This window comes from Bradyrhizobium sp. CB1015 (assembly GCF_025200925.1).
Taxonomy (GTDB): domain Bacteria; phylum Pseudomonadota; class Alphaproteobacteria; order Rhizobiales; family Xanthobacteraceae; genus Bradyrhizobium.
The window spans coordinates 1,220,496-1,243,999 of the sequence record NZ_CP104174.1 but is presented as its reverse complement, the minus strand read 5'-3'; the positions used below and the strand labels follow the sequence as shown (position 1 = coordinate 1,243,999).

Genomic DNA, 23,504 nt, shown 5'->3' with positions numbered 1-23,504 from the left:
TCTCGGGGGTTGGCTGTGGGGCTTGAATGACACGCAAATCTTATCCCGGACTTTTGCTCAATCAAAATAAGCATCGATTTTATTTTGCAACCATTCCGGTAGACGACCTTTTTCCTAGCTGTTTTGTCGCGAGAAGGGATGACGACCCGCTAACTGGATTTCAGCGGTCCCTCAATGAAGCACGAGCCGACGATATTGCTAAGTATCTCGCCGATGGCTCCGGATCAATTCCAAGCAACATCGTTTTGTCTGCCCAAACGGGTGCAGCTTTTCGATACATGCGCCGAACGAAATCTATTTCGTTCGAGCCAATCAAGAAGGCTTTCTTAGTTCTTGATGGACAGCACCGGCTTTGGGGTTATCACAAGTGTCGGGTTCGGCACCGTGTGCCTGTTGCTATCTATTCGGACCTTTCGCCCGCCGAGGAAGCAAAACTATTTGTGGACATCAATACAACACAGCGAGGTGTGCCAGCGGCGCTGCTGCTTGATATTAAGCACATCGCTCAGTTGGAGTCCGACAAAGAGCAAATCCTTAGAAGCATCTTTGACCGTCTAAATCGGGATGCTGAAAGTCCACTTGCTGGACGGCTTAGTCCTGCCAAGAGCGCGACCGGAAAAATCTCCCGCGTCACCTTCAATCGTGCAATCGGGTCGAGTTTAACCGGAGGTGTGATGTCCGAGACAGGAGACGACCAGCGGTACAAGCTCATCCGAAATTATCTAAACGCATTCGATGCGGAACTGGAGGATAGCTCTCTCCTGACCCGGTCAACTTTCTTCGAAGCGATTTTCAACATCTTCGATCAAGTCATTCAGACCGCGATTTCCACCTCGAAAAGCGCGAAGCCAGAAGCCATTCGCAAAATCATAAGACCGCTTGCGCGTTTGAGCTATCGGGGCTCGGGCGGGCAGTCGCTCCTTGACAAGAAGGCGATGACAGAGCTGATGCAATCTACGTTGAGAGCTAAGACGCCTATTAGCAACGAGATGCTTTAATGCTTCCTCAAGGCCCTGCTTGGCAGAGCCTTCGGCAGCAAGCGCTGATGGTTGTGCCCGAGAGAACGGTAGTACTAAAAACTAGACCGACGACGGTGCGGGAATGGCTATCAACCGGAGCCTTCGTTACGGCTGCAACCTCGCGCCGAGAGTTCCTCCTTTCAGCTTCCCATGTCGAGATAGCCGCTGCCCTTCATTCGGAAGTAGCGTTCTACCTAGATCACGCTGCGGAACATTCGGTTACGCTGCGAAACCAATTGGGTTCAGGGCGTTGGTTTAGCACCGGTTGGGTATGCGTAACTTTCTACTATTGGGCGTTTTTTCTCGCTCTTAGCCTAACGCGCATGCTCGGGCGAACCGCGGTATTTTTGGAAAAGCCACAAGTTCAGTCGCTTCATACGTTATCTGCGATGGCATCCCCCTCACCCGGAGCAGGCGCGTTTGTCATGGAGTGCTCGCCATCCAACACGTTAGCCTATGCCGATGTGAAGCTGACGAAATCCAGCCAGACCAGGGTACACAATCTCGTTTGGCAGTTAGTCGCCGAAGAAATCGCTAAACTAGCAAAACTCACGATTTCCGGCGATGACGAAGATCGCCTTTACCTTGCGCTTTTGACCGCTTTTGATTTTCTCGGAAGCGCATGGCCGTCGGACCTAAGGAATGCGGTGAACTACAGGCCGGGTGAAGGCTATTCCGCTGGTCGCGTCGCAGGCAAGATAAAGGCGTTCGCAGCAGTCAAGGTTGATCCGCCCACTAGCTTCGACGCAAGCTTAGGACGACTAGAAGACGCAATCTCCTCGATCTCAAAATCTTCGACCGTCGTCGATGACCTAAACCTGTCGTCAAAAATTCTTCTTGAAACGACAATCGTGCTCGATGCTCTCTGCCATACACTTCATTCCGAAGTGATAGCGCGAAGGCGTCTTGACATTAGATGGCAAAATGCCCGCAGCACATTTCTTAACCGCCAATTTTCTTTGTATAACGAGCCTAAGTGGCCTTTTGCCTGATCCAAGGGCTTCGGCCTCTCATTGAGAGCAAGGAGCTGCACTCAAGGGTAATTAACCAAGCCGCCATCCTCGCGCCCTACTGGCGTGGTCGGTGTCCACATCGGCAACTTGCAGCCGAGCCGGCGACTTCCCGGACTATCCCGCGCCCGCGACGCGCAACATCGAAGGTGGGAGAGATGATAGCGCTGATGCACTTGGGGCATGCCACCGTCGCCGCGGACACCCGGCCAGTTCGCTAACTTCAGCAATCATCGTCGCCGCAGAGGCACGCGCCAGAAATCCACTGGTCGAATGCCGGCATGGCAAACAAAAAGTCGCGCCGACAGGATGGGCGCGACTTTTCTCGAATAGCCAAAGACGTTCAGGAATGATGCCCTCGACTATTTCTCTTTGATGACAGTCGTGCTGCCGCTACTGCCAACCGTCCCTTCCTCGCAGACTTTGGTCTGCTTGATGCGATCTTCGGCTTCCACGCGGCTCTTGAAAGCCAGCGGACCGATCTGTGTTACGACCTCCTTGTCCGCCGGACGTGTGGTGGTAACGGTGCATTGGCGGTTCGGACCCTGCACGACATAGTACTCATCGGCCAGTGCCGGGGCGGCGCATCCGATGATTAATGCGCCAGCAAGAAGAAGTCTTGCCTTCATTGTCGCCTCTCTCTGTTCAAGTGCTGCCGGCCGGCGCGATCAAGCAACCGTCACGTGCTACCGCGCACGCGACCGCTCATGCTCCTCCTGTCGGCGGCTCTGTAACTCATTGCGGACTGCAAGAGTTCCGAAAGGCCACGTCCTCAGAACGAAGCCTTGGAACGAGGTGAAGGTGCCGCAACGGCCAGTTGTTGGATGATGTGCTCAGGTTCTGATGGCCGCTGCATTTGCGCGCGCTTTCTTTCTAGAAGCACAAACAAAAGCCCCCCGGAAGGAGCGGCGAGCGCTAAACCTAGATAATGAGCGGAACTCACTTCTTCATGGCGTCTGCTGCGTCTCTCGCCGCATCCTTAACGTCACCTGCGGCATTGTGCCTTGCCTTCCATTTGCAGGTCCTTATCGCCGCTTAGCTTACCGGCGCCTTCCTTAATGCTGCCCTTGGCCTTATCAGCAGCACCTTTCACATGCTCGCGCGATCCATAACGCGCTCCTTAGATCTGGATGACACCCAACGCACCAGAAAGTGCAACGTTCCGAATAGTGCTGGTGAGCAAAGCCAATCGGCTGAGTGGACCTCTTATGCGGCAATAGACTTGACCCACGAATGTTCGTCCTCGGTGGCTACTTTTGTAGCGCCGTGGCACTGAGGGTGTGCAATCCCGAGGCGAGCGGTCAGGCGCAAAGGACGTTCCACCGCATCTTTGCTGGTGAAGCAGAAGTCGCGGGGCGTTGCACATTTGCAACCCGCACGGCCATTCGAGGTAGTAAGCTGACCGAGCAGAATGACTGAAACATACTTCGTGTTTACTTCGATACAATCAGCGGGGGCGGAAAGTGTTTGATGTCTATCGCAATGGCAAGCGGGACTTGCTCGTTCTAAGCACAGGGGCCGCGATACCCGGCGCTTACTCTGCAAATAATTGGCGCAAGAGCAGAAAACGAGTTCTCAAAGTCAGCGACGAGATCAAGTCAGCCGTTCAAAGACAGGGCTATTACGTTCGCAGCTTGCGGGTCACCAAGGAGCGGATGATCTAGGTCGAGCAGGTCGGCGGCTTAGCTCGTCGCCGCACCATCCAGCTGCGCCAGCCCAGCCTCGATCACGAGGATATCTTCCTCGATCTGCTGAATGGTTGTCCGGCAGTCAAAGTCGGTGCGTGCCTTCAGGTCCACGGCCAGCTTCCGGCGCTGTATGCGCAGATCGTCGAGAGCTCTCCTGTCATTGAGGCGAACGTAAGCGTCTACAATAAGTTCGATTGCGCTTGGCATCCCCGATCCTAGTCTCAATGAACACCCGCAACGCTTAGCCCGCGGCACTCTTCACAACGGCATCTCTTCGCAGATTGTGTCCAGCGGCGGTCAAATGCGACCCTATGACCAGACCGAGCCGGCCTTAGCGTCAGGAGGGCAAGAGGGTCGCACAGTTCAATGGAAAGTCCGGCTCCCAATATCGCAATGGTGCGCTGCTCATCGCTATCGAGATCAGCCCATGAGATGTCCATCACGCGCCTCCGCGTCCAATAATATTCAAAAACCAAACGAGCGCCCAATTTGCCGCAGCATAGCTATAGCCGCGTCGGTGTACCGACCGTTGGTTAGGTATCGATCCAGCTGCGCTGTGCTAATCAACGCCACAACTGCCACCGTGAAGCCCTTAAACATTGGGCCTCTCCTTCAAGAAACCGCCAACCGGGCGTGTCGAAGTATTAAACCGTTCTCGGAATGCACTGCCGCATATCGCGGCCTAATACAGCAAAGGTGACAGTGACTAGTAACCAGTTCCTTAACGGCGCAATGCCTGGATGCGAGCGCCATGGGATGAGCGGAGACGCTGCAACGGCCGTCGCCCGATTGACGCGCCGTGATGGTAGCTCCGAAGGAAGATCGAGCATTAGCGCCAGCGTCATGCCTTCCTGACTAAGTTCGCTTTCAAGACATTTAGGCCAACCTTGCTCAGGCGCATACGGACTGTGGTGAGTGAAGCCGTCGTAACGGTTGTCTGCGGTTCGTCCTCCATCAGGAGATTCGCGAGCAGCTTCCAGAGTGTGCGCGGCGAGACACCATCGCGCTCGCACTTCCAGACGCTCCCATTTGGACCGTAAAGCGCGAAACGCTTTCTGGTCGTTGATCGCAATCATCGCGCGACGTATCGCAGGCGAGACGATGAGTTCTATGTGCCCTGGCTGTCCCATTGGAGCGAAAGCGCTAGCGGCTCCAACTGTCGTCGATCTCGATCAGCATTGTAACAACCGCGTCGCGATGCCGACCGGCATCAGGTAGCCGTCCAGGGCTTGAAAATACGAAGGCGAAAAAGCAGATCACAATACCTTTCAGCATGCGAACAAGGATGACAGCAGATTGTAAACAATGATTTAGGATTGGGAAAAAATGGTAACAACTCTGCGGCCCAGTGAAGTTCGCTCCTCTCTCGGGGATCAGATCGCTCTCTCGGGCCGCGTCGGAAGCGGCTTTCAGTCGCTATGGTCGTAGTCACCCATCCAGCTGAGGACCACGGCTGCGCAGACTAAACAGTTGAAACGATTTTGTCCTGTTCACAGACGATTGGGCTTGAACTGCGCTGTACGCTTCTCCGCATTTCGAGCATGCAAGTATAACTTGCGTCGGTGCAGTCTCGATCATGTCGGCCTCCTATGCTCGAGAAATGGGCCGGTTCCTAGAGCCGATCAATTCCGGGGCGAGGACGTGGTCTTTCCTATCGAGTGCCGTTCTTATCCTTTCCCTCAACAGAAGCATCTCCGCATATTCCTTCTCAATCGCGGGGCTGACGCGAAGAGCTTCAATATGTTGGTCGTGCAGCTTGATCAACGCAGCAATGTACTCACATTGAGTTGGGCACATGGATCAAAAACCCCCTAAAAACGGAAATTCAGATGCAACTGGCTCTGGGCGGGAATGCGGTAGCTGCTTCCATTTGTTCGTAAATGCGGCGGGTCGGCAAGTGTTTCAGCTGCTTTTTTTAGCGCTGCGTAGTGCTCAGCCCGCTCAAGGAATTCGGCAACTTTCGCTGACGGTACTGCGAAACCTAGCTGCTCTTGTTTGCCCGGGTGTGGATAAAACCCGGCGGCTCGCGTAGCATTCGCAAGGGTTCAACGTCTCACCGGGATCAGACAAATGAGCCGTTTCCTGCTGTGCTGTGTAGCCGCTACCTGCTTCGCCGGAGCTCTGGTCTTCCATTCCTCCGAAGCGAATGCTGTCTTTTGGCGCGGATCACCGCGCCAACAAACATCGATATTCACGGGTGGCCGATCATCAAAGAGCCCCGCCGAGCCATGTCAGTGGATACGGGTGAGCGGTGGCTACTGGGTCAGACAGTGCGTTTACTAGGCGAGCAATTGGCCCATCGCTCAATTCAAGCTTAAGGCCGAGGCCGACCACACACCGCTGCGTCGTCGCCCGCCTCGGCGCAGTGGAGGCTGCGGCCACTGCCGCCACTGGGGCCGGGCGTTGCGGCGAAGTTGGCGTCGAACAATCACCACCTGCTGCGGCGCCCAGCGGCGCTGGCTCCTCGACCCCGGCGGGAGGCAGACGGTCTCTTGTTCGATCAGTGAGGAGACACGATTGCGGCCACACTGAACGCCACCACGCAGACGGCGGCAAGTGACCAGAGCGCTATTGCGAGTTCTCAGGCATTGAGATTTCAACACCGCGACCTCGAAGGTACATCATTTTTGGGGTTAGATCCTACGAAATCCTCCGCCCCAATGCGCTAAATGCTCAGCTGACAGAATTCGAGGCCCAGCGGTCAGAACGATCTGTGCATCGCGGTTCAATGGATCTGTGCTTCCAAGGTAAAGCTTCGTGGAACAAGGGGTGGACGCCTGAACATATGGAACAAGCGCGGGCTTTTTTTTGAACGGGCGCTATTCCTCGATCCTGGAAATATCGAAGCGATGGTGGGCATTGCGTTTGTCGATCTTGTGGTTGGAAGTAGCTTCTTTACCGACGAACGAACCGCGCATCTTGTGGCGGCCGAGGCCGCGCTGGGAAGGGTGCTGTCCCTCGCGCCTAATCATGCGTTTGCCCATTTAGCTTTGGGCGGCGTGCTCATGTGTAGTTGCCGAGCCGCTCAGGGCCTTGCTGAGTGCGAACGAGCATTGGCGCTGGATCGAAACATAGCTGAGGCGCACGCGCTGATCGGCTGGGCCAAGTATTTTATGGGGCGCGGAGCAGAGACCGAGACTCATATCAGTGAAGCATTTCGTCTCTCTCCTCGCGATATCCTGAGCTTCCAATGGTCAATGATGGTAGGCTTCGCCAAGTTGCAGGTTAGCGCGGACGACGAAGCACTCAGCTGGTTCCGTCGCAGCATCGAGACCAACCGTAATCATCCCACCTCGCATTTTGGGCTGGCTGCTGCGCTCGCGCTTCTCGGTAAGCAGGAGGAGGCGTGGGCTGCCGTGCAAGCGGGGCTTGCGCTAAATCCGACGTTTGCTATCAAACGCTTCAAAAGCTTTTCAGTAAGCGACAATCCGGCGTTTCTCGCAGGTGCCAAGCGCGCCGTAAAAGGGTTTCACTTGGCCGGAGTGCCGAAGGAGTGATGTCGGCTCTGGGTCTTGGCCGTGTGATAACGCGGCGGATGGGGTATCGGCGAGCCGCTCCAGGCTGGATGCGCTGCAAGGTGACGGTTTCGAGCATATTTTTCCGATTTCGGGTCTGGGAGGCAAGCTGGTTCATCATCAGGTAAACCTGACCGGCTCTCAGGCTGTGCAGAGCCTGCAGTGGGGCCGTCTCAGGCCGCGATCGCCGCCAGCAGCGGCTTGACGCCGACGATATTCAGCACGCGCGTCATGTTGTAGCCGAGCACGCAGAGCGCCATCTCGGTCGCAACCTTGGGCAGCGTCTTGCACAAGAAGTGCGTCGCGCCCATGCGCATCTTCAGTGTGCCAAACGGATGCTCGACCGTCTCGCGCCGCGTGCGCATCGCCTCGGGGTTCTTGTCGAGCCGCTCCTGCACAGCCTCGACCACCTGCTCGTGCTCCCAGCGGGTGATCCGCCGCTCCGAGCCTTTCGTGCATTTCGCCTTGAGCGGACAGGCGCGGCACGCATTTGTCCAATACCGGCGCATGTTCTGGCCGTTTTCCACGGTCGTCATTCGATAGGTGAGTTGCTCCCCGGCCGGGCAGCGATAAACATCCTCCTCAGCCAGATAAACAAAACCCTGCTTGCCGAAACGGCCTTCCGCTTTGGCACCAGATGTCATCGGCTTCGGCAACGTCACGGTGACGCCGGCGTCCTCGCACGCCTTGATCTCCTCGCCGTTGAAGTAACCGCGATCGGCGACGGCCTCAAGTTTCTCGACCTTCAACGCTTCTTTGGCCGCCTGCGCCGTATTCGCAAGTTGCGAGCGATCCGAGCCCACATTCGTAACCTCGTGCGCGACGATCAGATGGTTCTCAGTGTCGACCGCCGTCTGCACATTGTAGCCGACGACGCCGGAGCCGCGCCCCGCTGGTCGCCATCGAGCGGCTGTCGGGATCGGTGAACGAAACCTGCTTATCGGGCGCGGCCAGAACCTGCTTCTCGATAGCCGCCAGCTTCGCCATTTCGGATTTCAACTTCTCGAGTTTCTCTTTGTAACGCATCTTCTTCAGCGTGACGACTTCCGACGGATCCTGCCGGTCTGCGGAGTCGAGTCGTGCCAGATAGCGTGCCACGCTCTCCTCCAACTGCTTCCGCCGGCGCTCGACTTTCGCCTGCGTGAAGTTCTTGTCGCGGTTATTCACTGCCTTGAACTTGCTGCCATCGATCGCGACGCTGGCCTTCGCGAGCAATCCCATCTCGCGGCACACCTCGACGAAGCGCGCGCAGACTTTTTTGATCGCCGGCCCATTGTCCTTGAAATCGGCGATCGTCTTGAAGTCCGGCGCCAGCCGGCCCAAGAGCCACATGACCTCCACGTTGCGGCCCGCCTCGCGCTCGAGCCGCCGGCTCGAATGCACGCGGTTGAGATAGCCGTAGATGTAGAGCTTCAGATGGATCGAGGGGTGATAAGCCGGACGACCGGTGTCGGCCGGATTGACGCTGGTGAAGCCAAGAGCGCGCAGATCCAGCATCTCGACGAACGCATCGATCACGCGAACAGGATGGCTGTCGTCGACCCAGTCGTCGAGGCATTCCGGCAACAGCGTCGCTTGCCCCCGGTCCATCCCCGCAACAAAGCCCGGCATCATGTCCCCCACCGATTCAGCAGGAGAACTATAGCAGGCCGAGACTTTTCACACAGCCAGGGTCACAAGCGGCGGTTTCGACCACTCAGCTCGTCAGGTCCGGCTTTCCTTCGAAAGGGGCCTTTGCGGCCGTTCATAGGCAATTCGGCTGAGGGCCATTGTCGGAATTGCCCGCGCTAACGACGTAGCAGCCTTCTTCATGCCAATCGTGAGTCTCAACGGTCCCTAGCGGCGCGCGCTCGCGATCAGGGCCTCGACTTGTGGTAGGATGCGCGTTACGACCGCCTCGATTCCGGCCGGGGTCGGGTGTAGACCATCGAGCGCTTTGAGTTGGGCATCATCGACAAACGCATCATCGAAAGCTGGGTAGAACAGCACGTTGTGCTCGCTGGCAAGACCAGAAAACATCGCCGCAAAAGCATTCTTGTATTCTTCTCCAAATTTTGATTGCGTCCGCACGCCGCAAAGAAGCACGGCAATCCGCCGCGCTTCGAGTTTACGTAAAATTTCCGCCAGCGCGGCACGAGTAGCATTTGGATCGATTCCCCAGACCATGTCATTCGCACCGAGCACCACAATGACCGCATCGGGTTGGTCGGTGATCACTCGGTCCAATCTGGCGAGACCTTTTGCGGCTGTGTCACCAGCCCAGCCGGCATTGGTTACGGCGACTGATTGACCTCTGGCTTTCAGTGCAAATTCAAGTTTGTCCGGGAAACGATGGGCAACGGGAACACCTTTATTTTCGATGAGAGAATCCCCGAGCACCGTGATCTTGATCACCCTTTCTTCGGCGCGAACGCTGTGGATCGTGGCCCACGTCAGTACAGTACAAACCGTGGCGACAATGACTATCGCGCGAAGAGCGAGCGTGGCGATAAATGGCGTAATGAACCTTCCAAGTCTTGATTTCATCGTGCTGCCTCGTTGCGATCAACGTGATCGTTTCGCGTGCCTGAGCTGGCAGCGCTCAGTGAGAGACCGGCACAAAGGGACTGTCGGTTCTGTTGTGTATCGTGGCGCCCGCCGATGGCAGTTCGCGCGGCTCATTCGCTCGGACGGCTTGCGCTGCGCGAGATTAACGTAGGAATCGGGCCAGTCGACCTCTCTCCTGGATGCCGGAAGATATTGCTTCCGGTCCGCGTACTCGTAGTACAGCGTCCCGTGGATACCTTGCGCATCGCGCTTCAAGATAGGGCGCTCCCATACGGGCGACAATATTCGCAAAGCCTGCTCTTCCCCTACGCGTTCGGTAAAGTCCTCGATCAACTCTAAGTCTTGGCCCGCCCCAGGAAAGATGGCAGCAAACTCATCATCAGTCGCTTGAAACAAGCTGAACGTCGCGTTGACGGCGGGATCGATGATCTGAATGTTCTTCAAGCTCTGCTCCCCGGAATCCACGATGATAGGGTTCTCTAGTACCGATATCCAAAAGTCCGCAACGGGTCAAAATGCGAAGACCTCTAGTCCTTGACGGAATCCGGTCTGGTAGTACACGTCCGTCCCGCGAGCGCCGCTCCAGACGTAGCCGACCCGCGGCACCGCTGGTTGCTGCGCGTGGGCTGCGAGGGGCAAGGCGACTACCGCAGCGCTGAGAAGAGCGACAAAATCGCGGCGTTTCATTAAGTCACCTCGCGGCGCCCTATCGCTACAATATGCGCCCGCAACTCGGAATTTTGAATGGGTGAGCCGGTGAAATAACCGTCAGCCCGAGATGAGTCCAAAGGCGTATCCGGGGGCATATTTCGTTGATCGTGGGCCCCCTCGGTAGAGGCTGCGCAGCCCCTGATGTCCGGGTTGGGTCAAAATGCGAAGAACTGCGGTTGAGCAAATCTGGTCCGCTGTGGCGTGATGAGGGGACCTCCGTCAGATGCGGTGCAACTTCGCAGATGGGCCATAAGGCGACGTTCACTAGCTTTTGCTCCTCTCAGGGAGCTCCCGCTCTTGGTGTTCGGCCCGCGCGCGATACTCTTCGGCGATCTCAAGCAGCGCTGCCTTAGCTCGCGCCTCTTCCGTCATTGCCGCTTGACGACGTGCAGGTGTGCGGCTTCTACCTCAACCGGCGTAGTGGCCGAACCGAATGCGTTCTCGTTCGTGGGGTACATCCAGCTACTCTGCTCGCTCATTATCCCGGCGTGCGTTGGGCCAACGAGAGCAAAGCGAAGTCACGTCTTCGCGCGCATGTAACTTCGCGAACCCGACTTCCGAATTGGCAAGCTGTGAGGTCGCGTTTCAAGCGAGCTGCCCCCAAGCGGCACAGCACATTCAGCGATCGAGTTCCACGGCGATAAGAAACTAATCATCGCCACTGCCCGGCTAGAGCAAGGAGACCTAGCGTGACTCAAGGATCAAAGACCGTGATTGTCACCGGCGGCTTGCAGGGGATCGGCTTAAGTGCGGTACGGACATTCATTGAACGAGGTTACAACGTCGTCGCGACCTCGCGGAGAGTGACGCGATCCCTTCTCTCCGAGCTTGGCCCTGGTGGATGGGGACGTCGGCATGCCTCGACAGCCACCAGGGTTGCCGAGACAGCTGTTGGCAAGTTCAGCTCGATAGATGCGTTGGTGAACAATGCTGAGATCTTCGTGGTCAACCCGTTCACCGACTACCCGGGTGATGATTTGAAGCAGCTGCTCTCCACCAATCTCAACGGCTTCATCTACATGACCCAAGTCGCGATCAGACAGATACAGATCATGGCACAAACGTCAGGCGGCAGCATTGTCAGCATCACTGCAGCCCTCGCGGGCAAACCCGATTGGGACTTTCTTCGCAGACCGTCCCCGATGGGAAGCATTTCGAGCATTCAGGAGATTGTGATCGAGGCTCGCCGCATCACGCGAGAGATCCTGCGCGTCGACGGCGGCGCACATGTCGGCAAATGGTAATCGAAACGATCTCGCGCAGCCGCTCCGTAGCTCGATACCCGACCTTATCGTGATGAAAGTACACCGAGATGCGGAACGATGCCGTCCTCCATCAAGAGTGCCGACGATATAGCCGATGATCATTGACCGACCGCTAGTAGCAGTTATCGACAGCGACAGCTCCTCGCGAGCGAAGGCGCTGGATTGCCTCGTCGCGGCTGGCCTGACGGTCGAGGTATTCAATTCAGCCGAGGATTTCTTGATGAGAAGCGAGACCAATCCACTTCACTGCATCATATTGGATGTGCGGTTGCCTGGCATCGGCGGTCTCGATCTTCAATCCCACCAGACAAGGATTGGACGCAAGACACCATTGTTGTTTCTGACGGCTCAGGACGAGGCAAGGACCTGCGTCTAGGCGATGAAGAATGGCGCCATCGACTATCTCATCAAGCCGTTCCAGATTGAACAGCTTGTCGACGCGGTCAGACGCGGCATCGAACGCGATCTCACGCGGCACCGGCAAGAGCAGATCCAGGACGAACTGCGTGCGAGGCTTTGCGTCGCTATCGCCCCGCGAAAGAGAGACCATGGCGCTGCTCTCGGCAGGACTTGGACCCAAGCACATAGCTGGCCGGCTAGGGATCTGTACGCATACTGCCCGTGTTCACAGTGGCCGGATCATGACCAAAATGGGGGCACAGTCCATCGCGGATCTGGTTCGCATTGCGGACAAAATCGGACAGGCGCAGAACGGAAGAGCGATCCGCCCCGACGACATCTTGGCAACCAGCCACGACCACGCTGCCCAACGCGTTTCGGATGAGGGCTTACTGCCCGCCTACTGCAATCTGCATCGTGCAGCGCCGGATGGCTCATTGCAGCCACAGGCATATTCGTCGAGCACGAATTCGGTCGTGTCGACACACGCGGATCGAAGTCAAGGTAAAGCTCGCGAAACTGTCGAAACCCGCTTCCGTTGGCGCGATGGCCGCCTCGCGCCAAAAGCGGCCGCGAAGTCTCGGCGATGATAGTCTTACGTTAGCGCGCGCTTCGGGTTCGCAAACCGACCGGCTTGCTTCCGTCGAAAATGAACTCGAGGCCCCTCGCTTCGAAAGCCCGTCGGATTCTTTCCAGGGTTCGTTCCGTGGCTCCGCGAAAGCCTGTCTCGATCCGGTGAATAGTCTTCACCTCTACGCCGGCAGCGTCCGCAAGCTCCTGCTGCGAAATCCCTAACCAGCTACGCGCTGCGCGAATCTGTTCTACGGAAATCATGTCGGAAAGATTCTATTAAGGTTAATTTGTCAGATCAACTGACATTTGGTCCCGGCCATGAGAAAAGTTCTCCCGATACAGAGGAGAACAACGTGCCTATCGATCCACTCACCGAATTGCTGAAAACCAATGAGGACGCCGTCCGCGCGGCCAAGCAGGTCGTCGCAACGGCCCTTGAAGCCAACTTCTCGATCGACCCGATTATCGGCGACGAACTCTCCCAATCGTTCGCCGTCATTTCTTCTTGCGTGCGCCGCCACGGTCTTCTGATCCAGACGACGCTCGCAGACACGCTCGCCACCAGCGGTCGTTTCGAAGTTCTGAGCGAAATCCATGTGCCGATCACCGTGGCGGCCAACGATCTTCTGACCTCCCAGAACTCCAACGCAGCCCTGGCGAAGATCCAACTGAAGTCGGACTCGCCTGTCATCAGGATGGCGAAGCTCGACCTGATTGTCATCGATTCCGAACGCGGCTGGGCCGGCGCTTACGACGTGAAAAGGGGCAATGGCGAAACGGCTTGGAACAAGCGCAAACCGATCGAGAGGGATCTGCGCGCGACCCGCCTCGTGCTGGCCTCGCATCTCAAGAAGCTCGGACATGACGTCGATCGAGTGACGACCGCGGTCATCGACTACTACGGCGGTTCGGGGTTCTCGCGTGACATCAAGCTCGTGCGCGATGAATTGAACGCGCACTTCGGCGTCGCGGTGGTCGAGCGCATCGAGACCATGACCGCCGCGCTGCGGCAGGAGATGCACACGCGCCTCGGCGCAATCCTCGAGCCCGCCATTAGCAAGCTGAACGCAGCGCGGAAGCCCAAGGTAGTTAAGCCGGCACCCGAACCTGAGACTCCCATCGAACAGCACGATTGGCTGACCAGCGTTCTTCAGGCGCGCCCGCTCGGGCCCGGACAGTGGATAGCGCCCGCGGTGTCATCCAACGCGCGGTGAGGGCAATAGGAGAAGCTGCACACATGCGTCAAGTCCGCGAACTAAACTCCACCATCGCCGGCCGCAGCAATCCCTGGCCATACGCCTCGGATGACTCAAACCCGCTTGCGTGGTGGCGCATGCTGCCGCCCGACGCGTTCAGCGCGGCCGAACGCCTTGATCTCGGCGCCACTCTCGAAAGCCTAGCCGTCCTCCGCGTCACCGACAACGTCCCGGCCGCCCTCAAGGGCGATCCGGCTGCCGCCGTCGCCGCGGCACTGTCGCTGACGCCGCTAGGAGACGTCGATCTTCAAGTCGATATCGTCATGTCGGCTCTTCTGCATTGCGCGCTCAAGGATGACGCCACGGCGGCCCTCGTCTTGTCGCACATCCTTAGCAATGCCGAATTCGATCACCCCCTGAAGATCGAGCTCTCGACCCTTTGGCTCACCCACCATCTCGGTCGTACGAGGGATCCGCGCTGGTTTGCTCAGACAGAAGTGGCCGTCAAGCAAGCTCTCTCCGATGAGGAGGGCGACGCTTGAGTACCGATGGCGGTGATGACGGCGCCGATCACCAGGATCTGCCAACCGCGGAGGACGCGGTCACGACCGGCGCCGCCGCCGATTCGGCCGATTGGGACGAGCGGCTCAAAGGCCTGCCGCGGCTTCTGCGCTATGCCCTGCTCGCCGTCAATGGCGCCGAACACATTGAGGAACGGCTTATCGCGGAAGTCAACGAGCTTTGCCCGGGACTGCCACACAATGTCGCTTGGGCCACCAGCAGGTCGTTGGAGGCCGCAATGGCACTGGCGACTGAACTCGATCGCCGCGCTGCAGCCCATAGTGAGCCAGCTCTCAGGAGCCTTGCTGATAGCGTCCGGCTCGTGAGCTTGCCAACGCCGCGTGATGACGAACACTTCCAGCAGCACCGCAGGGTCGCCAAGGCGCTGGTCAAGGCCTTTCAGGTGAATTCGCTGCACGTCGAACAGAAGGTTCGCTGCGATCTCGAACGGTTTACCTATGGCTGGGCTGCGCTGCCGGCCTGCACGCATTTTCTGCCGAAGAAGTTCTCTGCTGCGATTAACGCCTCCCTGGTCGGGCACCGCTTGGCCGAGCACCGCATCACCGCGGCCAAGGCCACGTTACGGCTCCAACTCAAGGAGGAGGAGGACAGCCGGAAAAAGCGGGAAGCCGAGGACCGGACCGAAACCGTCAAGCAAGAAGCCGTCCCGGACCCTGAACTCATTCCCGACCGTCATCTCGTCGTTGCGCGTCTGTCCGAGGCCGAGTTGAAGAACATCAAACTCAAGGAAATCCTTGGCCCGCTGAAGAACGTCATTAACACTGCTTTGCCGCTCGTTGAGGTGCCGCCGCTCCACGAGGCGCGCAGCGTTCTGCAGTTCGAGTTCCCGTACGCCATCGACGTCATCGATTTCGCGCTGGCGGATCTTGTTGGGCGCACCACGGTCCGTTTGCGCCCGCTTCTGATTGTTGGCGAGCCCGGCGGCGGTAAGAGCCGATTTGCCCGCCGGCTCGGTGAGGTGCTGGGTCTCCACGTTTGGCGGACCGAAGCCAGTCGTTCCGACGGCGCGGTGTTCGGGGGGACCGACCGGCGCTGGTACTCTAGCGAGCCTTGCCATCCTTTTCTCGCCATCGCGCAAGGCAAAACGGCAAATGTGCTGGTCCTCCTCGATGAATTGGAGAAAGCGGCGACGAGGTCCGACTACGGCCGGCTATGGGACTGCCTGCTCGGCTTTCTCGAACCGGAAACGAGCGTCCGCTACCCCGACCCCGCGCTCCAGACCAATCTTGATCTGTCGCAGGTGTCGTACATCGCCACTGCCAACCGCCTCGAGCCGTTGCCAAGTCCAATCAGAGACCGCTTCCGCATCGTGACCTTTCCCAAGCCGACCGCGAATGACTTGGACGCGCTGCTGCCGGCCGTGATCGTTGACCTCGCCAAGGAGCGCGGCCTCGACCAGAGCTGGATGACACCGCTCGACGGCGTTGAGCGCGAAGCTGTCGCGAAGCACTGGGCCGGCGGCTCGGTGCGGCGCCTGCGCCGCATCGTCGAGGCCATCCTGCGCGAACGCGACGTCCGAGCATTGAGGAACTGATCATGGTGGAACAGAACAACGGAAAGACACGGCCGCCGCTGCCGCGGCCGCCGCAATTGCGCGGGATAACCCGCGCGCAGGGCTTAAACGGCGCACCCTCGCCCGGTACTATCGCGGACAATCATCCGAGGACCAATACCGTGACCGATCCCCAGATCGTCTGCCCGAGCTGCCGCACTGAAATCAAGCTGACAGAATCGCTCGCGGCGCCCCTGATTGCGGAGACGCGCCGCAAGTTCGACCAGCAGCTTGCCGCCAAGGAAGCGGACTTTGGCCGGCGCGAAGCGCTGCTCAAGCAGGCCAGCGAAGAAATCGCGAAAGCTCGCGAGGCCGTCGACGAACAGGTCGCCGCAAAGCTGAAGGCGGAGCGGTCCAATATCGTCGAAATGGAAGCAAAGCGAGCACGGCTGGCGATCGCCGATGAACTCGGCGAACGCGACCGGCAATTGGCGGATTTGCAGCAAATACTCGCAGCGAACAACGAGAAGTTGGCCGCAGCCCAGAAGATCCAGGCGGACATGCTCCGCAAGGAGCGCGAGCTCGACGATGCCAGGCGCGAAGTCGAGCTCACGATCGAGACGAAGGTCCAGCAGGCACTCGCCGCTGTGCGCGACAAGGCCAAGCTGGAGGCCGAGGACGGCTTCAAGGCGAAAGTCGCGGAGAAGGAAGCCCAGATCGCCGGCATGAACCGGCAGATCGAAGAACTCCGCCGCCGTGCTGAACAGGGCTCACAGCAGTTGCAAGGCGAAGCCCTGGAGCTCGAACTGGAATCCCTGCTCCGCAATCAGTTTCCGCGCGATCTCATCGAGCCGGTGCCGAAGGGCGATTTTGGTGGCGACGTCCTCCATCGCGTGTTCGGTCCCGGTGGGCAGACTTGCGGCACGATCCTGTGGGAATCCAAGCGAACCAAACGTTGGAGCGACGACTGGCTGACCAAGCTCAGAAGCGACCAGCGCGCTGCTAAAGCGGAGGTCGCCCTTATTGTCTCCAGCGCGTTGCCGAACGATATCGAAACCTTCGGTCTGCTCGACAATGTCTGGGTCGCAGAGCCCCGGTTCGCCGTTCCGCTGGCGATCGTACTCCGGCACGGGCTGATCGACCTCGCCGGCAGCCGTCAGTCCCAGGAAGGCCAGCAGACCAAGATGGAGATGATGTACGGCTATCTGACCGGTCCGCGCTTCCGTCACCGGATCGATGCGATCGTCGAGAAGTTCACCGACATGCAGGCCGACCTCGACCGCGAGCGCAAGACGATGATGCGGCTCTGGGCCAAGCGCGAGGAACAGCTCCGTGGGGTGCTCGACTCCACGGCCGGTCTCTATGGCGACCTCCAGGGAATCGCCGGCCGCGCGATGCAGGAGATCGAGAGTCTTGATGTGCTGATGATTGAGGTGAAGGGCGAGGCGGCGGAGTAGATTGGCCCCCTCAGAGGTTAGAATTCTGCCATCTTGAAGAGGCGACCGTCGGCTCCGTCGTCGTGAAGGCGAAGTATAATTTCGTCCGGCGCAAACGTGGGGGGTGACTTCTCTTCGATACGCGGCAGGTCTGAAGCAATTAGCGTCATTATGTATTGCATCTTCTTGGTACTCGTCTGTTCACGCACAACCTCTAACAGCGCCAGCTTCTTTCGGTCGTCCAGAGCTTCGAAGATTCCGTCGTGGTAGACAAAATGGAAGAAGCCTACGTCCTCATACACCTTCAGCAGAGCTAGATCGAACAGGGCACAGACCAGCTTTTTGTAACTCGTCCCTTCTCCCTGGCTAGAGGTCTTGCCGGTTTGCGTGGTTGATGGAAGTTTCTTCGAGCCGATGTCGCAGTTGGCGTACATATAGTGGAGCATGACGCTTATCATACGCCTCCTGCCCTTCAGTGCAGCGCGCCTCTTTTGGATCTCCTCGATCAAAAAGGCAAAAACATTATCGAACGTTGCAAACTCGGCACGGGCGGCCAGTATCTTTTGCTTTAGTTCGTCGGCGCTGTCGTGATAAAGGGCGGCAACCTGAGTATTGCGGGGATTCTTCAGGAAATGGTCGATCCGCGCAAAGTGAGGGAAAGAGTTGCTGACGATGATCTGGTTGTAGTACTCGTCTGACAATCCATTGATTTTGTTCTTCTCCTCTCGCAGCTTGAGCTTTTCAAAGTCTCTGGCGCTGTTGACCGCGCTCAGCGCTGACCCATCTGCGTAGTCGTGGACCGCGCCAATCACTTCGATGAGATCGTCCGGTTCGAAGCGGAACGGGATGGGATCTTTCCGGTTCGGAAGCCATTCCCGGATATGCTGCATATCATCCAGTGCGGCGTTGAGACGCTCAACCCCGATGATGTGAGCACGCTTGACGCCGAGTGCCATCAGGCTGGCGATTAACTTCTCGTCGGCACCTCCAGTATAGCGGCGGTTGGTGAACACTAGGTAGTGGTCACATAGGCCCTTCTTTGCGAGCCGCTTAATTTTTGCGTGCTCCTTTTTCAGGAGGCGCTCAAAATCCTTATCCGAGCATGATTTGTCGAATACGGCTACGTGCTTGGCCTGGAGGACAACCTGACCCTCAAGGGGCATGTTGGCGCTGGGAAAGCATTCGGCCTTGCCGTTGAACTTGCCATCACGACCGCCGTCGCGACCGGGCGCGAATGGCGTGACACCTTCACCCAGCCAGTTGATGCAAATCTTGACGACGAGCTCTTCAAACTCACCCTCGCTTAGTTCGTAGAGGCGATAATCGCGACGCATCCAGTGACCTTGTTCCAAATGGGCTTACGTGACGGCAATCTGACGCGGTTCTGGGCTCCAGTACGGCCCGCCGGGCAACAGAGGGGAATCACAGCAATAGCGTAATGGTTGTAATCTTGGCTCAATATCGCTTCGGCAATCAATTGGAAAATAGTGGGTGCGCTTTTGTCATGTTGGAGATCCCACCGACGTCTACTCCGCCGGACGTCGAGGTTACGAGAGTAGTGAGGGAAAGAACTTGCGCCGTTGTTGTGTCCCTATGCTTCCGACCCTAATAGAATAACGCGCTGCCGCATCTCTGGCCGCATCGCCCCTATCAATTTCCCGACGTCATCGTGCCATATCGAGGCGAAGACGAGGACCAGGTCATAAAGGGCTGTACCGGCGAGGATGTTGCGCAAGAACTCCCTTCGTTTCCTCGCGAACGAGGCAGTCGTCCCGCCGAGCGGTCGATCATTCATAGCGACGATGCGTCGGTCCTGCGAAAGAAGAATAACCACAACAGGATTCGCCTGGGAATCGAAGTACGGCCAATGCTCCAGACCCTGAAACGTAGCAAACACTGCATCGGATTGTTTGAGAACGCCTCGCGCCTTAAGTGCCGCCAACGCCCGATTCTCCAGCGGCTCTTCTGGGTTTGCAATGCGCTGGCGCTTACGAGCAGCCCTGGTGCTCTTCTTGAGAAGCTCCCTGAGTTCAACGATGGTGAGCCTGCCCTCGGCAACGTCCTTGAGCAATTGCTGTCGTTTCTCGGGTTGGCGGGCTGCAATGCGAGCGACGCGCTCGACGGCAGCCACGGGCATCCGAACGCCAGACGGCAGTTTGGTGATGCCCTCGGCATCCAGATACTGGGCAGCCCAGATAAAACGCCGAAGTGTGTTATCGCTCAGCTTCACCCGCTTCGACAGCTTGGCGATGTAGTCGCGCCGATCGCCTCGGCCGAGCGCCTCGTAGGGGCGGACATGCGGCCGAATGTAAGCGAGCCACTCGCTGGCTATTCTTCCGGGAGATGGTGACATACGCGGAGGCGCCGAATCGAGATGCGTGAGGGCCCATTAGTATAAGCCAGCGCACTGGCTTAACAAAAGAAATGTGCTGTTGACGACAGAGGCGCTTCGCGTGACACTGTTGTCGCGCTCTCTCTCCAGTCGATACGATCTAGCGCGCTCGATGCGAGATAGAGAAGTGATGGCTCAGGCCGAAGGAATGACGGAGAAGATGACAGAGAAAGAGCACGCGGTCTTCTGCGTTACCTTCGGAGTAACGTGGGGGAAGCGAGGCTATGCTTCGGCATCCGTCTCCAGGGGCCTGGAAACCGAGCACCCGCATTGGGGCAGCCAGCCTCATCTGGACGGGGCGGCCCGCGCGGAAATGGGCCTTCGTGGAAATTTCGTGGAAACCACCCCTTCAGGCCTCGGGCGCGGGGCGCCTAAGTCATTGAAGAGGATGGTGGGCACGACAGGGATCGAACCTGTGACCCCTACCATGTCAAGGTAGTGCTCTCCCGCTGAGCTACGTGCCCTAGAGGTCATTTCGTCGGGTGGGGTCCCTATAACGGCTCAGGGGAGCGCGCGCAAGGACGGAACGGGGCCGATTTAGGCCGCCAGCATCTTGTTCACTTCACTGACCAATTCGCGCAGATGCACGGGCTTGGACAGCACCTTGGCGTTCTTGGGGGCGTCCGAATCCGAGTTCAGGGCGACCGCGGCAAAGCCGGTGATGAACATGATCTTGATGTCGGGATCGAGTTCCGAGGCCCGGCGGGCGAGCTCGATGCCGTCCATTTCCGGCATCACGATGTCGGTCAGCAGCATCTCGAACGGCTCTTCCCGCAGCCGCTGATAGGCGGCCATGCCGTTGTCGTGGGACGAGACCTGAAAACCGGCGTTTTCCAGCGCCTTGACCAGGAAACGGCGCATGTCGTTGTCGTCTTCGGCGAGCAGGATCTTTGGCATGGCAGGAAACGTCGAATCCCCAGAGGATATCAGCAGAGGTCACTAAGCCCGACAGAGGGTAAATTTGGGGTGAAAATCTTAACCCTGCGCCGGCCCCGCTGCCGGCTCTTTGTGGACCGGAACGAGGTCCGAATCAATCGAGCCGGACCGACGGGTCCCCATCCCCATGCCTGCACGGTTAAGACGTGTTCCAATAGACCATGACATCTTTTCGCTTGGCAGAATGGTTGCGATTCCGGACAATGACGACACATAAGAGCCGCTTGATCGGCCGAATCATTGGATCCGGAGCTTGTCCGGATCGTGCGGCACGAAGGGACGAAGCCTGAGAAGATGACCCGGTTTGACGGCGACATGTCGCCAGCCTTCGAGATCTTCGAGCCTGCCGAATGGCGCGCGCCCGTCATCTTCAACTCGCCGCATTCCGGCTCGACCTATCCAGAGGAATTCCTGGCGGCGTCGCGGATCGACCTGCCCACGCTGCGGCGGTCGGAAGACTCGTTCATGGACGAGCTGATCGGCCATCTGAGCGAGCGCGGCTTTCCGACGGTGCGGGTCAACTTTCCCCGCTCCTATGTCGACGTCAATCGCGAGCCCTATGAGCTCGACCCGCGCATGTTCACCGGCCGGCTGCCGAGCTTCGCCAACACCCGCTCGATGCGCGTCGCCGGCGGCCTCGGCACCATCCCGCGCGTGGTCGGCGACGGCCAGGAGATCTACCGCGACCGCATCCTGGTCGACGATGCGCTGGGGCGGATCGAGACGCTGTACAAGCCCTACCATCGCGCGCTGCGCCGGCTGATCAACAAGGTGCACCAGATGTTCGGCACGGTGGTGCTGGTCGACTGCCACTCGATGCCTTCGGTCGGCGTCAGCAGGGACGAGCCGCGCCGGCCCGACGTCGTGATCGGCGATCGCTACGGCACCAGCTGCACGCCGCTCTTGCCGGATCGCGTCGAGGAGACCATGAGCGGGCTCGGCTATTCGATCGGCCGCAACAAGCCCTATGCCGGCGGATTCATCACCGAGCATTACGGCAATCCCGCGAGCGGCCTGCACGCGGTGCAGCTCGAGCTCAATCGCGCGATCTACATGGACGAGCGGCGGCGCGAGCGCAGTGCTCGCTTTGCGCAAGTGGCCTCCGACTTCGGCATTCTCGCCGACGTGCTGGCAACCACGATTCCGTTCGCCGACCTCGGCCCGTTCCAAGCCGCGGCGGAATAGGACGCAGCTTCTCTCTCAAACGACGAGGCCTTGCGCGCGAGTGCGTTTTCGCTTCGCAGGCTTGCGCGCCCCAAAATGAAAACGGCGGCGGCAAGAAAAAAGGGCCGCTCGCGAATGACGCAAGCGGCCCAAGTCTAGGGAGGAAACGCCCAAGGAGGGCAGCGGTAACGCGAAGCGCTACCGCACCGCAACAATATGCGACCGCGCCGCACAAAGTGCAAGGGCTTTTGCGCCATTTCCCATGCAAATCGCACATGGCTCAGTTGCTTCCATGGAAACCCAGATTCAGTTTGTTTGATGAGGAAATTCAATGGGTTGATAGTCATTTGCATACGAACAAGGCAACCTCGGAACTAAGTTTTCAACTCAATGATCGATATTTGGCCAGCAGATGACTGGAATGGGGCAGCGCGCTTCGGCATCCAAAATACCAGGGAGCAACATCAAGTCAGCGCTGCACGCGGCAGGCGAATTGAGCTAGGCAGGAGGCAAGCTCCATCCAACCTTCGCTTCGAGGATTTCGCCTGTGACGGTGATCGACTTCTCCGCCTTCATCGGTCGGCTCGCAACCGCCTCCGGCGAAACCATCCTGCCGTTCTTCCGCACCTCGCTGTCGATCGACGACAAGAGCAAGACCAAGGATTTCGATCCCGTGACCGAGGCCGACCGCGCCGCCGAGGCGGTGATGCGGCGGCTGATCAAGGCCAACTTCCCCCAGCACGGCATCGTCGGCGAGGAATTCGGCAGCGAGCACGAGGACGCCGACTACGTCTGGGTGCTCGACCCCATCGACGGCACCAAGTCCTTCATCGGCGGCTTTCCGATCTGGGGCACGCTGATTGCGCTCTTGCACAAGGGCTCGCCGGTATTCGGCATGATGCACCAGCCCTTCATCGGCGAGCGCTTTTCCGGCGACAACGGTTCGGCCAATTATAAGGGGCCGTCGGGCGAGCGCCGGCTCCAGGTCCGCCGCTGCGCTTCGCTGGGGGAGGCCACGACCTACACCACCAGCCCCCTGCTGATGAACGAGAGCGACCGCGCCATCTTCGGCCGCATCGAGAGGAGCGCGCGGCTGTCGCGCTATGGCGGCGACTGCTACTCCTATTGCATGCTTGCCGCCGGCCACGTCGACCTCGTGGTCGAGACCGAGCTGAAGCCCTACGACATCGCGGCGCTGATCCCGATCGTGACCGGCGCCGGCGGCGTCGTCACCACCTGGGAAGGCAAGCCGGCCCAGGGCGGCGGCCGCATCATCGCGGCCGGCGACGCGCGGGTTCACGAGGAGGCGTTGAAGCTTCTGAACCAATAGTGCGCGAGGCTTGCATGATCAACGCGGGCGTGGAGACGGCGAGCTAGGTGTTCTTACCCTCCCCTGGAGGGTAGGGCTATCGCATTTGAGAGCTTTTCCCTGCAGCCATCCTTCGAGACGCCCGCTTTGGGCGGGCTCCTCAGGATGAGGGCGGAGTGCGCGGCAGCAGTTTCAACGAACACTGACGCTGATTAGCCTCATCCTGAGGAGGCGCGTAAGCGCCGTCTCGAAGGACGAGGCGTGCGCGCA

22 protein-coding genes, 1 tRNA gene and 1 pseudogene are annotated in these 23,504 nt (G+C 58.7%); 13 read left to right on the top strand and 11 right to left on the bottom strand.

What is annotated here, in order from left to right; translation table 11 throughout:
* Window positions 1-26: 26 nt before the first annotated feature.
* Together N2604_RS05715 and N2604_RS05710 are read left to right on the top strand one after the other, a co-directional pair.
* Window positions 27-998: a DGQHR domain-containing protein gene (locus tag N2604_RS05715; RefSeq protein WP_124163220.1), complete on the top strand. Its 972-nt coding sequence runs from the start codon at window positions 27-29 to the stop codon at window positions 996-998.
* Window positions 998-2,011, top strand: coding sequence for a hypothetical protein (locus N2604_RS05710; protein ID WP_124163221.1), 1,014 nt, complete (start codon window positions 998-1,000; stop codon window positions 2,009-2,011). The genes N2604_RS05715 and N2604_RS05710 overlap by 1 nt, the downstream gene beginning before the upstream one ends.
* A gap of 380 nt (window positions 2,012-2,391) precedes the next feature.
* Here N2604_RS05710 and N2604_RS05705 read toward each other — a convergent pair whose 3' ends face one another.
* Window positions 2,392-2,658 carry a hypothetical protein gene (locus N2604_RS05705; protein WP_124163222.1) on the bottom strand — a complete coding sequence of 89 codons (267 nt, stop codon included), beginning with the start codon at window positions 2,656-2,658 and terminating at the stop codon, window positions 2,392-2,394.
* Between the two features lie 356 nt (window positions 2,659-3,014).
* Window positions 3,015-3,122: a CsbD family protein gene (locus tag N2604_RS05700; RefSeq protein WP_370137847.1), complete on the bottom strand. Its 108-nt coding sequence runs from the start codon at window positions 3,120-3,122 to the stop codon at window positions 3,015-3,017.
* Window positions 3,123-3,492: 370 nt separating this feature from the next.
* Here N2604_RS05700 and N2604_RS05695 point away from each other — a divergent pair, with 370 nt between their 5' ends.
* A complete protein-coding gene (locus tag N2604_RS05695) occupies window positions 3,493-3,693 on the top strand; it encodes a hypothetical protein (RefSeq protein ID WP_124163223.1) in 201 nt (66 codons plus the stop codon).
* 18 nt (window positions 3,694-3,711) lie between these two features.
* On the opposite strand, the gene N2604_RS05690 is transcribed toward N2604_RS05695, so the two are convergent.
* Window positions 3,712-3,924, bottom strand: a complete 213-nt coding sequence (locus N2604_RS05690) for a hypothetical protein (protein WP_158670231.1) — start codon at window positions 3,922-3,924, stop codon at window positions 3,712-3,714.
* Window positions 3,925-6,566: 2,642 nt separating this feature from the next.
* On the opposite strand from N2604_RS05690, the gene N2604_RS05685 reads away from it, so the two are divergent.
* A complete protein-coding gene (locus N2604_RS05685) occupies window positions 6,567-7,214 on the top strand; it encodes a tetratricopeptide repeat protein (RefSeq protein ID WP_124163225.1) in 648 nt (215 codons plus the stop codon).
* A 191-nt stretch (window positions 7,215-7,405) separates the two neighbouring features.
* On the opposite strand, the pseudogene N2604_RS05680 reads toward N2604_RS05685, so the two are convergent.
* The 3 genes and pseudogenes from N2604_RS05680 to N2604_RS05670 form a co-directional block, all read right to left on the bottom strand.
* Window positions 7,406-8,843: pseudogene (locus N2604_RS05680) on the bottom strand (IS1182 family transposase).
* Between the two features lie 225 nt (window positions 8,844-9,068).
* Window positions 9,069-9,758, bottom strand: a complete 690-nt coding sequence (locus tag N2604_RS05675; RefSeq protein ID WP_124163226.1) for a GDSL-type esterase/lipase family protein — start codon at window positions 9,756-9,758, stop codon at window positions 9,069-9,071.
* A gap of 18 nt (window positions 9,759-9,776) precedes the next feature.
* Window positions 9,777-10,223 carry a hypothetical protein gene (locus N2604_RS05670; RefSeq protein WP_199752273.1) on the bottom strand — a complete coding sequence of 149 codons (447 nt, stop codon included), beginning with the start codon at window positions 10,221-10,223 and terminating at the stop codon, window positions 9,777-9,779.
* Between the two features lie 956 nt (window positions 10,224-11,179).
* Between N2604_RS05670 and N2604_RS05665 the strand changes: the two genes are divergently transcribed.
* The 3 genes from N2604_RS05665 (at window position 11,180) to N2604_RS39510 (ending at window position 12,744) form a co-directional block, all read left to right on the top strand.
* On the top strand, window positions 11,180-11,734 hold the full coding sequence (locus N2604_RS05665; RefSeq protein WP_124163227.1) for an SDR family oxidoreductase: 555 nt from the start codon (window positions 11,180-11,182) through the stop codon (window positions 11,732-11,734).
* A 115-nt stretch (window positions 11,735-11,849) separates the two neighbouring features.
* Window positions 11,850-12,131: a response regulator gene (locus tag N2604_RS39515; RefSeq protein ID WP_124163228.1), complete on the top strand. Its 282-nt coding sequence runs from the start codon at window positions 11,850-11,852 to the stop codon at window positions 12,129-12,131.
* 10 nt (window positions 12,132-12,141) lie between these two features.
* Window positions 12,142-12,744 (top strand): LuxR C-terminal-related transcriptional regulator, encoded by a 603-nt coding sequence (locus tag N2604_RS39510; RefSeq protein ID WP_124163229.1) that lies wholly within the window; start codon window positions 12,142-12,144, stop codon window positions 12,742-12,744.
* Window positions 12,745-12,754: 10 nt separating this feature from the next.
* On the opposite strand, the gene N2604_RS05655 is transcribed toward N2604_RS39510, so the two are convergent.
* Window positions 12,755-12,988: a helix-turn-helix domain-containing protein gene (locus tag N2604_RS05655; protein ID WP_124163230.1), complete on the bottom strand. Its 234-nt coding sequence runs from the start codon at window positions 12,986-12,988 to the stop codon at window positions 12,755-12,757.
* Window positions 12,989-13,080: 92 nt separating this feature from the next.
* Between N2604_RS05655 and N2604_RS05650 the strand changes: the two genes are divergently transcribed.
* From N2604_RS05650 to N2604_RS05635, 4 genes are all read left to right on the top strand, one after another.
* Complete coding sequence (locus N2604_RS05650; RefSeq protein ID WP_124163231.1) at window positions 13,081-13,941, top strand: hypothetical protein; 861 nt, start codon at window positions 13,081-13,083, stop codon at window positions 13,939-13,941.
* Between the two features lie 119 nt (window positions 13,942-14,060).
* Window positions 14,061-14,465 carry a hypothetical protein gene (locus tag N2604_RS05645; protein ID WP_124163232.1) on the top strand — a complete coding sequence of 135 codons (405 nt, stop codon included), beginning with the start codon at window positions 14,061-14,063 and terminating at the stop codon, window positions 14,463-14,465.
* Entirely contained in the window at window positions 14,462-16,039 is a 1,578-nt protein-coding gene (locus N2604_RS05640) for an AAA family ATPase (protein WP_245333864.1), read from the top strand. Before N2604_RS05645 ends, N2604_RS05640 begins: the two co-directional genes overlap by 4 nt.
* A gap of 140 nt (window positions 16,040-16,179) precedes the next feature.
* Complete coding sequence (locus N2604_RS05635) at window positions 16,180-17,454, top strand: DUF2130 domain-containing protein (RefSeq protein WP_158626792.1); 1,275 nt, start codon at window positions 16,180-16,182, stop codon at window positions 17,452-17,454.
* Between the two features lie 17 nt (window positions 17,455-17,471).
* On the opposite strand, the gene N2604_RS05630 is transcribed toward N2604_RS05635, so the two are convergent.
* The 4 genes from N2604_RS05630 to cpdR all read right to left on the bottom strand — a co-directional run bounded on the left by N2604_RS05630 (window position 17,472) and on the right by cpdR (window position 20,722).
* A complete protein-coding gene (locus N2604_RS05630) occupies window positions 17,472-18,767 on the bottom strand; it encodes an ABC-three component system protein (protein ID WP_124163233.1) in 1,296 nt (431 codons plus the stop codon).
* A gap of 257 nt (window positions 18,768-19,024) precedes the next feature.
* A complete protein-coding gene (locus tag N2604_RS05625) occupies window positions 19,025-19,786 on the bottom strand; it encodes a hypothetical protein (protein ID WP_158670234.1) in 762 nt (253 codons plus the stop codon).
* 428 nt (window positions 19,787-20,214) lie between these two features.
* Window positions 20,215-20,289, bottom strand: a tRNA-Val gene (locus tag N2604_RS05620).
* A gap of 73 nt (window positions 20,290-20,362) precedes the next feature.
* Window positions 20,363-20,722 carry a cell cycle two-component system response regulator CpdR gene (gene cpdR, locus N2604_RS05615; RefSeq protein ID WP_007597092.1) on the bottom strand — a complete coding sequence of 120 codons (360 nt, stop codon included), beginning with the start codon at window positions 20,720-20,722 and terminating at the stop codon, window positions 20,363-20,365.
* A 333-nt stretch (window positions 20,723-21,055) separates the two neighbouring features.
* On the opposite strand from cpdR, the gene N2604_RS05610 reads away from it, so the two are divergent.
* Window positions 21,056-21,946 carry an N-formylglutamate amidohydrolase gene (locus tag N2604_RS05610; RefSeq protein ID WP_260374189.1) on the top strand — a complete coding sequence of 297 codons (891 nt, stop codon included), beginning with the start codon at window positions 21,056-21,058 and terminating at the stop codon, window positions 21,944-21,946.
* Between the two features lie 526 nt (window positions 21,947-22,472).
* Window positions 22,473-23,255: a histidinol-phosphatase gene (gene hisN / locus N2604_RS05605; RefSeq protein ID WP_260374188.1), complete on the top strand. Its 783-nt coding sequence runs from the start codon at window positions 22,473-22,475 to the stop codon at window positions 23,253-23,255.
* Window positions 23,256-23,504 lie beyond the last annotated feature (249 nt).

Excerpts from the sequence above, each read along its gene's own strand:
- N2604_RS05715 (WP_124163220.1), top strand. The coding sequence starts at position 27 with ATGACACGCAAATCTTATCCCGGACTTTTGCTCAATCAAAATAAGCAT.
- N2604_RS05710 (WP_124163221.1), top strand. The coding sequence starts at position 998 with ATGCTTCCTCAAGGCCCTGCTTGGCAGAGCCTTCGGCAGCAAGCGCTG.
- N2604_RS05705 (WP_124163222.1), bottom strand. The coding sequence starts at position 2,658 with ATGAAGGCAAGACTTCTTCTTGCTGGCGCATTAATCATCGGATGCGCC.
- N2604_RS05690 (WP_158670231.1), bottom strand. The coding sequence starts at position 3,924 with ATGCCAAGCGCAATCGAACTTATTGTAGACGCTTACGTTCGCCTCAAT.
- N2604_RS05685 (WP_124163225.1), top strand. The coding sequence starts at position 6,567 with ATGGTGGGCATTGCGTTTGTCGATCTTGTGGTTGGAAGTAGCTTCTTT.
- N2604_RS05675 (WP_124163226.1), bottom strand. The coding sequence starts at position 9,758 with ATGAAATCAAGACTTGGAAGGTTCATTACGCCATTTATCGCCACGCTC.
- N2604_RS39515 (WP_124163228.1), top strand. The coding sequence starts at position 11,850 with ATGATCATTGACCGACCGCTAGTAGCAGTTATCGACAGCGACAGCTCC.
- N2604_RS39510 (WP_124163229.1), top strand. The coding sequence starts at position 12,142 with ATGGCGCCATCGACTATCTCATCAAGCCGTTCCAGATTGAACAGCTTG.
- N2604_RS05655 (WP_124163230.1), bottom strand. The coding sequence starts at position 12,988 with ATGATTTCCGTAGAACAGATTCGCGCAGCGCGTAGCTGGTTAGGGATT.
- N2604_RS05645 (WP_124163232.1), top strand. The coding sequence starts at position 14,061 with ATGCTGCCGCCCGACGCGTTCAGCGCGGCCGAACGCCTTGATCTCGGC.
- N2604_RS05630 (WP_124163233.1), bottom strand. The coding sequence starts at position 18,767 with ATGCGTCGCGATTATCGCCTCTACGAACTAAGCGAGGGTGAGTTTGAA.
- N2604_RS05625 (WP_158670234.1), bottom strand. The coding sequence starts at position 19,786 with ATGTCACCATCTCCCGGAAGAATAGCCAGCGAGTGGCTCGCTTACATT.
- cpdR (WP_007597092.1), bottom strand. The coding sequence starts at position 20,722 with ATGCCAAAGATCCTGCTCGCCGAAGACGACAACGACATGCGCCGTTTC.
- N2604_RS05610 (WP_260374189.1), top strand. The coding sequence starts at position 21,056 with ATGACCCGGTTTGACGGCGACATGTCGCCAGCCTTCGAGATCTTCGAG.